Source organism: Kitasatospora sp. NPDC101183 (assembly GCF_044767945.1).
Classification (GTDB): Bacteria; Actinomycetota; Actinomycetes; order Streptomycetales; family Streptomycetaceae; genus Kitasatospora.
On the sequence record NZ_JBIWOW010000020.1, the window covers coordinates 132,915 to 145,373 of the forward strand.

9 protein-coding genes and 1 pseudogene are annotated in these 12,459 nt (G+C 72.9%); 4 read left to right on the plus strand and 6 right to left on the minus strand.

Annotation, left to right across the window (positions count from 1 at the left end; genetic code table 11):
* The first annotated feature begins 136 nt into the window (after positions 1-136).
* On the plus strand, positions 137-4,054 hold the full coding sequence (locus tag ACIRRS_RS26995) for a beta-N-acetylglucosaminidase domain-containing protein (RefSeq protein WP_402975766.1): 3,918 nt from the start codon (positions 137-139) through the stop codon (positions 4,052-4,054).
* A gap of 237 nt (positions 4,055-4,291) precedes the next feature.
* On the opposite strand, the pseudogene ACIRRS_RS27000 reads toward ACIRRS_RS26995, so the two are convergent.
* Positions 4,292-4,801 (minus strand): annotated as a pseudogene (locus tag ACIRRS_RS27000) (HNH endonuclease); the annotation flags it as partial.
* A 484-nt stretch (positions 4,802-5,285) separates the two neighbouring features.
* On the opposite strand from ACIRRS_RS27000, the gene ACIRRS_RS27005 reads away from it, so the two are divergent.
* Positions 5,286-6,482, plus strand: a complete 1,197-nt coding sequence (locus tag ACIRRS_RS27005) for a mechanosensitive ion channel family protein (RefSeq protein ID WP_402975768.1) — start codon at positions 5,286-5,288, stop codon at positions 6,480-6,482.
* Between the two features lie 137 nt (positions 6,483-6,619).
* On the opposite strand, the gene ACIRRS_RS27010 is transcribed toward ACIRRS_RS27005, so the two are convergent.
* The 5 genes from ACIRRS_RS27010 to ACIRRS_RS27030 form a co-directional block, all read right to left on the minus strand.
* The gene (locus ACIRRS_RS27010; RefSeq protein ID WP_402975770.1) at positions 6,620-7,336 is read right to left on the minus strand and encodes a hypothetical protein; all 717 of its coding nucleotides are present in this window, start codon (positions 7,334-7,336) and stop codon (positions 6,620-6,622) included.
* A gap of 22 nt (positions 7,337-7,358) precedes the next feature.
* A complete protein-coding gene (locus tag ACIRRS_RS27015) occupies positions 7,359-8,048 on the minus strand; it encodes a pentapeptide repeat-containing protein (RefSeq protein ID WP_402975772.1) in 690 nt (229 codons plus the stop codon).
* Positions 8,049-8,121: 73 nt separating this feature from the next.
* Positions 8,122-8,298, minus strand: coding sequence for a multiple cyclophane-containing RiPP AmcA (gene amcA, locus ACIRRS_RS27020; RefSeq protein ID WP_402975774.1), 177 nt, complete (start codon positions 8,296-8,298; stop codon positions 8,122-8,124).
* Positions 8,295-9,434: a cyclophane-forming radical SAM peptide maturase AmcB gene (amcB, locus tag ACIRRS_RS27025; RefSeq protein WP_402975776.1), complete on the minus strand. Its 1,140-nt coding sequence runs from the start codon at positions 9,432-9,434 to the stop codon at positions 8,295-8,297. Before amcB ends, amcA begins: the two co-directional genes overlap by 4 nt.
* 204 nt (positions 9,435-9,638) lie before the next feature.
* Positions 9,639-10,136, minus strand: coding sequence for an ATP-binding protein (locus tag ACIRRS_RS27030; protein WP_402975778.1), 498 nt, complete (start codon positions 10,134-10,136; stop codon positions 9,639-9,641).
* A gap of 245 nt (positions 10,137-10,381) precedes the next feature.
* Here ACIRRS_RS27030 and ACIRRS_RS27035 point away from each other — a divergent pair, with 245 nt between their 5' ends.
* On the plus strand, positions 10,382-11,644 hold the full coding sequence (locus tag ACIRRS_RS27035; protein WP_402975780.1) for a helix-turn-helix domain-containing protein: 1,263 nt from the start codon (positions 10,382-10,384) through the stop codon (positions 11,642-11,644).
* A complete protein-coding gene (locus tag ACIRRS_RS27040) occupies positions 11,641-12,186 on the plus strand; it encodes a GNAT family N-acetyltransferase (RefSeq protein WP_402975782.1) in 546 nt (181 codons plus the stop codon). Before ACIRRS_RS27035 ends, ACIRRS_RS27040 begins: the two co-directional genes overlap by 4 nt.
* Positions 12,187-12,459: the final 273 nt, after the last annotated feature.

A 12,459-nucleotide genomic window follows, 5' to 3' on the forward strand; every position in this document is an offset into this window, starting at 1 on the left:
GCCCGCGGCGTTCCAGGGACTACCCGACATGCAGATCATTCCGGCAAAACGGTCATAGCCGTCGACGGCGTTGACACCGGGTCGGGCAACTGGTGGGGTTGCGGACGAAGCGGTCCAGGCCAGCGAGGAGGCTCCCGTGCAAGCCCGAGTGTCCGAGGCGGCCGGGCGTCGGCTGCGGCAGCAGGTGGAGCAGAGTCCGGCGCTGCGCGAGGTGCTGTACCACCCGGCGGCGCTCGCCGCCCGGCGGGCCACGGCGCGGACGTGCCGTCAGCTCGCCCCCCGTACGGCCGACCGGCTGATCGCCGACCTCAAGGGCACCGCCCCCCTCCTGCCCTCCGTCCGGGCCGAGCGCGCCACCCGTGCAAACCGCCGCCCGGCCGCCGCCGCCGTGCGGATCGCCGCGGGCGTCGCGGCCGCCGCCGTGGTCGGCGGGCTGCTCGCCGGGCCGGTGCAGGGCGCCGCGTACGCCGCCGCCCCCGGGCCGAACACCGTCAGCACCGCCCCGCAGACGCCGCTCGGCAGCGTCACCGACCCCAAGGTCTTCCCCCGGCCGCAGGAGCAGACCGTCGCGGGCCGGGCCGTCACCGTCCCGGCCACCGTCACCCTCGTACCCACCGACAAGGTCGACCCGGGCGCCGTCGACGCCGTCCGCGAGGTCCTCGGCATCGCCGGCGCCACCGACGTCTCCCCACAGCCCGACGGCGGCACCCCGGCCGCGGGCTCCCTCGTCGTCTACGTCGGCGGCCCCGCCGAGGGCGCCGGCGGCGAGGTGGACCGCACCCTGCGCGCGCTCGCCGCCGCGGCCGGCGCCAAGGACGGCGCCCCCACCACCGCCGGGATGCCGGCGGGCGGCTACGTCCTGTCGGCCGGCCAGCTGCCCGCCCAGGGCGGCGGCACGTACGGCGCCGTGGTCCTCACCGGCGCCGACGCCACCGGCACCTTCTACGCCGCCCAGAGCCTGCGCCAGCTGCTCGCCGCCGTCCCCGCCGGCCAGGGCCAGGCCCCCGGCGCGACCGGCCTCGGCCTGCCCGGCATCACCCTGCGCGACTGGCCCACCGGCGCCGCCGTGCGCGGCACCGCCGAGGGCTTCTACGGCACCCCGTGGACGGCCCGCCAGCGCCTCGACCAGATCGACTTCCTCGGCCGGGGCAAGCAGAACTTCTACCTCTACGCCCCCGGCGACGACCCGTACCGCCTCGCCCGCTGGCGCACCCCCTACCCCGACGCCCAGCAGGACGAGCTGCGCGCCCTCGCCTCCCGCGCCCGGCTCAACCACGTCACCCTGGCCTACTCGATCGACCCCGGCCAGTCGCTCTGCTACAGCTCCGGCAAGGACGCGGACGCCCTGGTCGCCAAGCTGGACGGGCTCCGCAAGCTCGGCTTCACCGCCTTCCAGCTCCAGTTCCTGGACGTCAGCTACGACGAGTGGCACTGCGGCGACGACCGCGACGAGTACGGCACCGGGCCCGCCGCGGCCGCCAAGGCCCAGGCCGCCCTCGTCCAGAAGGTCCAGGACCGGCTGATCGCCAAGAACCCCGGCCTGGCCCCGCTGTCGGTCGTGCCGACGGAGTACCACCAGCAGGGCGCCACCCCGTACCGCAAGGCCCTCGCCGAGGCCCTGCCCGCCGGGGTGCAGGTCGCCTGGAGCGGGGTCGGCGTGATCCCGGAGAAGATCACCGGCGCCCAGGCCTCCGAGACCGGCTCGCTCTACGGGCACCCGCTGATCACCATGGACAACTACCCGGTCAACGACTCCAGCCCCGACCGGCTCTTCCTCGGCGCCTACACCGGCCGCGAGCCCGAGCTGGCCACCCGCTCGGCCGCCCTCGTCACCGGCGCGATGCGCCAGCCCGTCGCCTCGCGGATAGCGCTCGCCACCGCCGGGGACTTCGCCTGGAACCCCACCGGCTACCGGCCCGCCGAGTCCTGGCAGGCCGCCGTACGCTCCCTGGCCGGCCCGACCGCCGACGGCTCCACCCCGGCCGGCTCGGCCCTCGCCGCCGTCACCGCGCTGGCCGGGAACAGCACCTCCTCGCCGCTGTCCAAGCAGGAGTCCGGCTACCTGACCCCACAGATGGACCAGTTCTGGGCCGCCGCCGAACCCACCTCCGGCGCCTCCCCCGACCTGGCGAAGCTGACGGCCGCCGCCGCGCCGCTGCGCGAGTCCTTCGCCGCGATGGCCGCCGCCCAGGAGACCCTCGCCGGCACCCCGGCCACCGCCCAGCTGGCCGCCGAGGCCGCGCCCTGGCTCGGCCCGCTGCACGACTACGGCCTGGCCGGGCAGTCCGCCCTCGACATGCTCGTCGCCCAGCACGGCGGCGACGGCGCGGCGGCCTGGAAGGCCCGCGTCCAGCTCAACCAGCTGCGCGAGAAGCTCGCCGCCAGCCCCGCCACCGTCGGCGCGGGCGTGCTCGGCCCGTTCCTGGAGCGGGCCGTGCGGGCCGCCGACACCTGGTCCGGCGTGGCCAACGGCGGCGTCACCCCGACCTCCACCATGGGCACCGCGCAGGACCACCTGCCCGCGCTGATGACGGACGGCAAGGCCGACACCTTCTACTGGAGCTCCGCTCCCCCGCAGCTCGGCGACGCCGTCGGCCTCGACCTCGGCGCCGGCCGGCCCGTCGGCTCCGTCACCGTCCTCATGGGCGGCTGGGGCGACGGCCCCGACTCCCGCACCGCCGCCGACGACTACATCCGCGACGGCGTGCTGGAGTACACCACCGGCGAGGGCGGCTGGAAGCAGCTGGCCGTCGCCAAGAACCAGAAGGCCGTCAGCGCCCAGCTGCCCGCCGGAACCGTCGTCCGGGCCGTACGGCTGCGGGCCACCGCCGCCCAGAAGACCGCCGTCGCGGTGCGCGAGTTCACCGTCGCCGCGCCCGACGAGTCCCCCGCCAGCGTCTCCGGCGGCCCCGCCGCGCTGCCCGGCTCCTCGGCCGCCGCCGTCCTGGACGGCAACCCGGACACCGCCTACCGCGCCGCCCACGCGCCCACCGCACAGGACGAGCCGCTGACCGTCGAGCTGGGCGCCGCCCGGCCGCTGGACCGGCTCACCGTCCTCACCGACCCGGGCGTGCACGCCACGGCCACCGTCTCGGTGCGCCGCCCGGACGGCACCTGGGCGGCCATCGGCACCGTGCAGCCCGGCTACAACGAGCTCCCGGCCGGCGGGCAGCCCGCCGACGCGTTCCGGATGACCTGGAAGCCCGGCGGCGACCCGCCGGTGGTCAACCAGGTGATCCCCTGGTACGCCGACGTCCCGGCGGCCCGGCTCAGCCTCGCCGACCCGTCCCTGGACGTGGTCACCGGCGCGGCCGCCCCCGCGAAGACCCAGGCCACCGTCGAGGCCGGCCGCCCCGAGGGCACCACCGGCACGCTCGCCGCCGAGGTCCCGGCCGCCGCCAAGGGCCTGACGGTGGCCCCGGCGGGCGGGGTCAGCGTGCCGCGCGGCGGCCGCGTCGGCGTCCCGCTGCTGGTCACGGCCGCGCCCGGCACGCCGTCCGGGACGTACCAGGTGCCGGTGACGTACACGGCCGGCCCGGCCACCGTGCGCCAGGTGCTCCAGGTCCACGTCGTGCCGCCCACCGGCGGGCCGGACCTCGCCCTCGGCGCCAAGGCCACCTCCTCGGGCGACGAGACCGCCACCTTCCCCGCCTCGGCGATCGCCGACGGGGACCCGAAGACCCGCTGGTCCTCCCCCGCCAAGGACGACGCCTGGGTGCAGCTGGAGCTGCCGCAGCCCGTCCACCTGGGCTCGGCGGTGCTGCACTGGCAGGCCGCGTACGCCGCCTCGTACCGGATCCAGGTCTCGGCGGACGGCAGCACCTGGACGGACGCCGCCACCGTGGACAACGGGAAGGGCGGCGACGAGACGGTGCGCTTCGACGCGCAGAACGTGCGGTTCGTCCGCATGCAGGGCGTGGCGCGGGCCACCAAGTACGGCTACTCCCTCTGGGGCGTCGAGCTGTACGCCGTCCCGGCCCCGGCCCAGCCGCCCGTGGCTCCGGTGTCTCCGCCCGTTCCGCCCGTTCCGCCCGCTTCGCCCGCCAAGCCGTAGAACGCGGCGGGCCGCCGGACTCCCCGGATGCGGGGGGTGCGGCGGCCCATGAGGCGCGTACCGGCGGTGCTGCGGCGGTCGGGCCCTGTGTCGCTTCGGTCAGGCGGAGAGCGGTTCGGGCTGCTCGCCGCGGCGGACGGGGGCGGGGTGGGCGCCGTGCGCCCGGTTCAGCGGGACGGTGTGGCCCGGCTGCTCGGTATGGTCGTGGTGCTCGTACTCGCCCCACTGCGGGGCGCGCAGCTGATCGCCGCCGCCGTACGGCTCCAGGTAGGGGCGCCAGCGCGGATCCTTGATGCCGGTGCCGATGATCCGCCAGGCCAGGCCGGTCGGCGGTGCGGGCGGGCGCTTCATCCGCCAGCCCAGTTCGGTCAGGTGGCGGTCGGCCTTGGTGTGGTTGCAGCGGCGGCAGGCGGCCACCACGTTGTCCCACCGGTGCTGGCCGCCCCGGCTGCGCGGGATGACGTGGTCGACGCTGGTGGCGGCGGCCCCGCAGTAGACGCAACGGCCGTGGTCGCGGGCGAACAGCGCCCGGCGGGTGAGCGGGACGGGCCCGCAGAACGGGACCCGGACGAACCGGGTCAGACGGACGACGGACGGCGCCGGTAGGGCGCTGGTGGCGCTGTGCAGAGTGACTTCCGAGTCCTCCAGGCTGACCGCCTTGTGATTGAGGACGAGGATGAGTGCGCGGCGCATCGATACGACGCCGAGTGGCTCGTAGGACGCGTTGAGGACCAGGACATGCGGCACGGAGGCCTCCTTGGACGCCTGCGGCGCGTGGCTCGCGCCGGGACGAGCGGTTGGACCACCCGAACGGAGCGGGTGATCTCCACCAGTGTCGCCTTACGCCTTCGTACGGCGCCACCACTCCTGTGTAACGGACCCGGAGTGAACCGCGGGTGTGGTTTCGGTCATAGCCGGGTCATAGCCGGTATGCCCTGGCAAGGATCGCCTTGCACCCTGTGCCCCGGTGCGCGGGCCCGGCGGCCCTCCCGGGGGACGGATCGGCCGGTCGGAGCAGTGCGGGCGGGCGGGCGCCGCGAGGAGCGCGCAGGTGCGTTGACGGGGCGTCCGGGGTGTTTCGCGCGCCCTGCGGCGGCTTCGGGGAGGGTTGGTGACCGTCCCCCGGCGTGTCAGGGCCGGTCATCGGCGCCGGATAGGCTAGCGCGCACGGTCCGCGGGCCGCTTGCCGGCGGTGCGGACCGGTCACGCCCCCAGCAAGGAAGGTCCGCACGTGTTCCGCTCCGGCGACACCGGCCCCGTCGACGCGCTCACCACCCCGACGCCGGCCCCCAGCCCCACCACGCCGGGGCTGCCGGGCCTCGACCTGCGCATCCCCACCAGCGCGCAGGAGGTCAGCGACACCACCAGACAGGCCGCCTCCTGGTTCGACGACCACTGGCAGAGCTGGCTGGAGAGCGGGCTGCGGATCGTCCTGATCCTGGTGCTGGCCCTGGTGCTGCGGGCCGTGGTGCGCAAGCTCATCACGCAGCTGATAACACGGATGTCGCGCTCGCACGACAGCCACGAGGAGAGCCGCCTGGGCGGACTGCTCGCCAACCACGGGGTGGTGAACCCGGAGCGGCGCCAGCAGCGCTCGGAGGCGATCGGCTCGGTGCTGCGCAGCGTGGCCTCGTTCAGCATCATGGGCACGGCCGCGCTGATGATCCTCGGCGCGCTCGGGGTCAACCTGGCCCCGCTGCTGGCCAGCGCCGGTGTGGCCGGTGTGGCGATCGGTTTCGGCGCCCGCAACCTGGTGACGGACTTCCTCTCCGGGGTCTTCATGATCATGGAGGACCAGTACGGCGTCGGCGACGAGATCGACACCGGGGTGGCCACCGGCACGGTGCTGGAGGTCGGACTGCGCGTCACCAAGCTGCGCGGGGCCAACGGCGAGATCTGGTACATCCGCAACGGCGAGGTCAAGCGGATCGCCAACATGAGCCAGGGCTGGTCGACGGCCTCGGTGGACGTGCAGGTCGCGTACAAGGAGGACCTGCCCGAGGTCGAGGCGCTGATCGAGGAGACGGCGGAGCAGCTGGCCAAGGAGTCGCCCTACGACGAGCTGATCTGGGCCCCGGTCTCGATCCTCGGCGTGGAGTCGGTGGCCGCGGACTCGGTGATCGTGCGGGTCGAGACGCGCACGGCCCCGGGCAAGGCGCCGGTCGTCTCCCGGGCGCTGCGCCAGCGGCTGAAGGCGGCCTTCGACCTGGCCGGGATCAAGGTCAAGGAGGACACCCTCGCCGCCGCCGCGGCAGCGGGCGTCGCCGCCTCCGCCCTGGTCATCGCCCCGACGACCCCCACCGACGCCGCCCCGCCCTCCGCCCTCTCCGACCCCACCTCCCCCCGCTACCGCGCCACCGAACCCATCCCCGTCCCGAAGCCCACCCCGACCCCGGCGGACGACCCGACCAACCTGGCGAAGCCGTAACCCCCAGCACACCCACGGGGCGGCGGCCTCCTCACCCGAGGAGGCCGCCGCCCCGTTCTCAGCAGCCGGCTCGCCTCTCCTCCGCACAGGAGTCAGGCCGTGGGTTGCTGGTGCTCCCGCATCCGCGCGGCGGCCGATCAAACGAGCGTCGGCAGAACTCCGCGGGGCCAGTGTCCCAGCCAGAATGCGGCGGTTGAGGGTTCGGCCTGCTGCTCGGTCGAGCCGTCGTGGGGCAGCAGTTCAGTCGGCGCGATGTAGCCCTCACCCGGTTCGAGACGCAGGCGGAAGCATCTGAGCGGCTGGAGTCCGGCGGCATACGCCCGCAGGTCGTCGGTGTGCGGGTACCGGCTCTCGGGAGCGTGGTGGAGGGCTCGGCAGATCGCCCGGATGTCGAGGTCGCCGAGCAGGAGGTAGCGGGTACCGGGACCGAGGTTGAAGCACAGGCGTCGGCGGCCGGTGTGTTTGGTCGGGTAGTCGAGCCTGTCCCAGTTGTCGACGTGCAGTCCGATACGACGGCCGTCCCGGTGGTTCGGGGTGGTGGTCAGGGCCGTTGCCGGGCTTGCCGCCTGACCGAGGTGGACCGCCTGCCTGTCTCCGAGCGGATCCACGAGGGCGGCCAGGTCGGCCGGCACCGGGCCCTCCGGAAGCTTCACCAGCTCCACCAGCGTGCTGTCGGCGGTGTGCACGGTCGGCCTGAGTCGGGCGGCCAGTTCGGCGGTGAGGCGCTGCCAGGGGCCGGCCGGCAGGACGGCCCCCGGCTCGTACTCCGGTTCTCCGCGGGCGAGCCGGATACCGGTGACCTCGCATCGCTCGATGAGGGCGGCGGGGTCGGAGTGGGCGATGACGAGGTTCAATCCGGGCTCCTCCCGGTTCGGGTCACCGGCGCTCGTCGAGCGTGTCGCCGAAGGTCACGTCCAGTTCCGCGATCAGCGCCTCGGCAATCTCCGCCTGTTGGGCACGGTCGATGATCACCTTGGTGAGGTTGGCGACTCCCCGCAGCGAGGTCAGGTCGTTGCCGCGCAGGTCCAGCCCCTGGTACCTGCCTCGACCGAACTCGGCCAGCCGCAGCACGCAGGCGTCGAGGACCGTGTCGCCGAGCTCGCATCCGGTGAACGACACCTCGGTCAGTACGCACTTGGAGAACACGACCGGGCCGGCGGCCCGGACCTGCTCGAAGCCCGCGTAGTCGAGCTTGCAGTTCTCGAAGAGCACGTTGTCCAGGGTCAGGCCGGTGAGGTTGGCTCCCATGACCTTGCAGTTGCGGAAGACGGTGCGGGACAGTCTGCTGTCGCTGATGCGGGTGGTGGCGAGGTCGCAGGTGTCGAAGACGACGGAATCCATGCGGACCTTGTCGAACCGGACGCGGTCGGCCCGCAACCCTCTGACACGGCCGGTGATGAGGCTGGCGTCGGTCAGGTCCAGGTCCCTCAACTCGGTGTCGCCGTACTGGAAGTCCTGGACGACGCCCCTGGCGGAGTCCAGGGAAGCGACGTTGGACAGGTACAGGCCGGGCTCGTCCAGGCGGGGCAGGGTGACGGTGACACGGCCGAAGGTGAGGCTGTCCACGGTGTCGGACTCCGCTTTCTCGGGTCTGCCGGGCCCGCACCTGCGCGGTGCGGACCCGGCGAGGTCGGGCGTGCTACTTGCTCTTCTTGGACCAGTTGTCCCAGGTCGGCCGGTTGTCGAACGACGACCCGGTGTTGTCCCAGGTCGGCCGGTTGTCGAACGTGGCGGCCACGGTGTCGATGACGGTTCCTGCGGTGAGGTCGGCGATCACCGGGGATTCGGCGGCCGCCAGCAGTTCGAGGATGGTCATGCGGTCTTCTCCTGTCGGACGGTATCGGACAGTGCGGTGACAAGGGCCTGCCTGGACACACGGCAGTAGTTCGTCTCGGTGGTGTCCAGACGGCCGTTCTCGAAGTAGCGATTGCCCGCCTGGGCTCCCCGGCAGAAGCCGAAGAACTCGCAGGTGGCCTCGCACTCGTCCAGGCCGGTCAGGAACTCGCGCACGTAGCGCAGACGGTGTGCGCGGTCCAGCATGGAGCCGATGCTCGACTCCAGGACGTTCCCGGCCCGGAAGTCGTCGTACGCCGGGTCCTTGATGCCTGCCAGCTCGGGCGAGAGCAGGGCCACGTCCCCGGTGGAGGAAACGGTCGGGATCGGGTCGATCAGCACCTCGTCCCAAGCCCCCGGGCCCGAGCGGGCAGCCCGCAGGTAGCCGCCGAGCCGGTCGACCTCACGAATGGTCGGCTCGCGGTGCTGCCGGGACCAGGCGATGGCCCGGCGCCAGAACTCACGGGCCTGCTGAACGGTGGGTACCGCCCGGTTGGTGTTGACGCCTTCGGCCTCCTCCATGTTCAGCCCCACGCTGTGGCAGCCGAGGCCGGCCATGAAGCCCAGCAGACCGTCAGGGTCACCGATGCTTTCCACGCCGACCACCGCGATCACGGAGAACCGAATGCCGTGCTCGCGAAGGCGGTCGATGCCTTTCACGATGCGGCCGAAGGCAGGACGCCCGGCCCGGTCGACGCGCTGGCGGTTGAGGGCGGCCGGGCCGTCGATGCTCACCCCGACCCGGAAGCCGTACTCGGCCAGGAAGTCGCACCACGCGGGTGTGACGAGCACCGCGTTCGTCTGCACCGAGTGCTCGATGAGCCCGGCCTGCCGCAACGGCTCGAACGACGCCAGCAGTTCGGTGAAGCGGTGGCGGCCGACGGCCAGCGGCTCGCCCGCGTGCCAGATAACCTCGACGGGCTCCGGCGAGGCCGTGTCGGCGAACTCGGTGATCGATCGGGCCACCGCCTCGGCGACCGCGACGGGCATCGGGGTCCGGCGGTCCCGGTCCGGCAGGTAGCAGTAGGTGCAGTTGAGGTTGCAGAAGCCGTCCGGCTGCACGACCACCACGTGGGGGCGGCGGGCGATACGACGCCGGTAGCGGGTCAAGGTGTGCATCTCGCTCGCTCCTCGCAAGGGGTTGGTGTTCCCGGCCGCGCCGCCGGCTCGGCGGCGCGGCCGGGGCTCAGTGGGAGCGGTTGATCAGGACCAGGGCCGCGACGACGACGTGCAGCGCGGCGGCTGCGGACACTCCGTATGCGGTCCAGATCCGGGTCGGATCGGGTCCGGACGTGTCCTCGAATTCGTCCGGCGGGGCCGGTTTCACCGATCGACCAGGGGCTCGACGATGGAGAGGTCGGCATGAACGACCTTCCCGAGAGGGAGGAACGAAACGCCCCACTGGCCGCGCGTGAGCCGGTGGACCATCGCCAGCCCCCGGCCCGAAGTGGCGCTGATGCGGGCCCGGATCATCACCGGCATCACACGGGAGCCGTCACCGACGAGGATGCGGACGATTCCGGGGGCGGGACGCCGCAGAGCGACGATCATGCGCGTCTGGCAGCCGGTTCTGACGGCGTTGGTGGCCAACTCGCTGACGATCAGGGCGGCGTCGTCCACCGCCTCGCCCAACCCCCACTCCCGCAGCTTCGCGCAGACGAACCGCCGTGCGACCCCGACGGATTCGGGCTGGTAGGGCAGCCGGAGCATTGCCGAGTCGGCGCCGACCGTCGCAGTCGCGCTTCGGACACTCATGGCACCTGAAGCCGGCGACGGGCAACGGATCTGGTTCGGGCTCGCATGGACGTTCCAAAGGTGCACGGCGGAACTCCTGGTGAGGGTGCGGAGGAGAGTTGGCCGACGCCAGACCTGGGGCGTGCGACGGACCTGACGCCAGAACGCCGCCCCTGGGGACGTGGGCAGCGTCGCGCGTCCAGTGAACAACCGTCAGCCGCCCGCCTGTAAGGCAAAGTGCGAAGGTCTCTCGTCTTCGCCGAACCGGAAAACTTGACCGCCCCATTACCTTCCCCCTGCACACCACGTGACGATGCGGCTACGTTGACCGCATGGTGGCCAACACTGCCCTCCGCCTCCGGATGGCTGAACGCCGCATGACGAAGCCGGAGTTAGCCTGCGAGGTGAACGCCGAGATCGAGGCCCTCACCGGGAAGCTCGGTACGGTGTCCGAACGGACGGTCCATAACTGGCTCACCTGCCAGACCCGTTGGCCACCCGAGAAGATGCGCCTCGCGCTCGCGGCAGTGTTCCGCTGCACGCCCGAGGAACTGGGGTTCGTCCCCACCGGGCGGGCCCGCAGCACAACGGAGGAAGACGTGAGGCGACGCGACTTCATAGCAGCCGCCGGGGGCACGGCTGTGGCCGCACTCGCCGACACCGCAGCGGCTGCACCGCATCGGATCGGGATCACCGATATCCAGCAGTTGCAGGCCCGCTTCGCCGAGGTCATCGCCAGCGACCACCGCCACGGCGGCCGGCGCAGCATCGAGACCCGTGCCGGCCAGCTCGCCGACGAGGCCCTCGCCCTCCAGGAACGCGGCACCGCGACCCAACGGATCAGGGCCGAGCTCTACGCCAGCGCGGCCTCCTTCATGTCGAGCGCGATGTGGGCCGCCATCGACGGCCGACGCTTCGACTCCGCCCTCCAGCACCACCAGAAGGCCGCCGCCCTGGCCGCCATGTCCGGCGACTCCTCCATCCAGTTCCGTATCTGGTCCCATGCAGGCAGCCTCTATCGCCACCTCCGCCGCCCCGGCGACGCACTCGCCGCCAACGACGTGGCCCGCAACCTGCCCGTTGCCCGCCGCGACCCGCTGTTCGCCTCCCTCGGACACGCCCGCCACGCCGCCATCCACGGTCTGACTGGCGACACCAACGCCGTCCGACGCTCCCTCGGCCACGCGCAGGAAGCCCTCGACCGCGCGGACCCCACAGCCTCCCGCCCGCTGTGGATAACGTCCTTCTACGACCAGTCCGAACTCGACTCCCTCGCGCTCGCGGCCTACCTCTCGGCCGGCAGCTGGGAGAACGCCGAGGCCCGAGCGCACCGCTGCATCGCGCTCCGGCGGAGCGCGATGCAGCGGTCCCAGGCGATCACCACCGTTCGCCTCGCCCACGCCCAGCTCGGCCAGGGTGACCTCGAGCCCGCCGTTGCCACTGCCATGTCGGTCCCGGCCGAGGTCTCCGCCCACCCACGCGTCGTTGGCATGCTGACCGCCTTCGGCACCAAACTGCACGACCTCGCCGCCGGAAGCACGCCAGCCCGGCTCTGGACCGAGTACGCGCACGACACCTGGAGGACCACCGCGTGACCATCCAGCTCCGCCACCACACCCGCCTGCCCGCTGAAGTCCGCCAGGACCTGCTGGACGTCTACGCGGACGTGCGCGCACCGCTGCTGCACCTGGCGAACTACCGGGTCGAGGCGTTCGCCGAACGCCTCGACCGGCACGCCGGCGAGCCCGGATTCGAACTCGTCCTCGGCTACGACGGGGATGTCCCGGTGGGGTACGCCTACGGCAATACCGTCGAGGCCGGAGATCGGTACTGGAAGCGCATGACCGAACCACTGCCCGACGGCTACACCGACACGCCCGTGCTGGTCATCAAGGAGATCGGCGTACGCACCCCCTGGCGCGGCACCGGTACTGCTCTCCGCATCCACGACGAACTCCTGGCCGGCCGGAGCGAGGACCGTGTCACCCTGCTGGTCAACCCGCTAGCCGGGGACGGCAAGGTCCAGGCCGTGTACCGGTCTTGGGGCTATCAGGCCATCAACACCCAGCAACCGTCGCCCGAGTCGCCCCACCTCATTGCGATGGTGCGCGACAGGTGCCGACGGTGGATCGGTTGATGCTGCGATGGCGGCATCCTGACCTGTCGCCCCTGATCCACCACAAGCTTTTGTCCCGTCGCCCGCCGGAATCTTCCGGCGGGCGACGGTAATAACCGCACACTCTGCTCTTCTTGCCGTGCACAGGAAGTCGGCCAGGCCGACTTCCTGTGCACGGATCCAGTTCCGGCGGGGCCGGGCCGGGGGGGGGGGGGGGGGGGGGGGGGGGGGGGGGGGGGGCGCCCGGGGGGGCGGGGGGGGCGGGGGGGGGGCGGGGCCCCGGTGGTGCCGCCC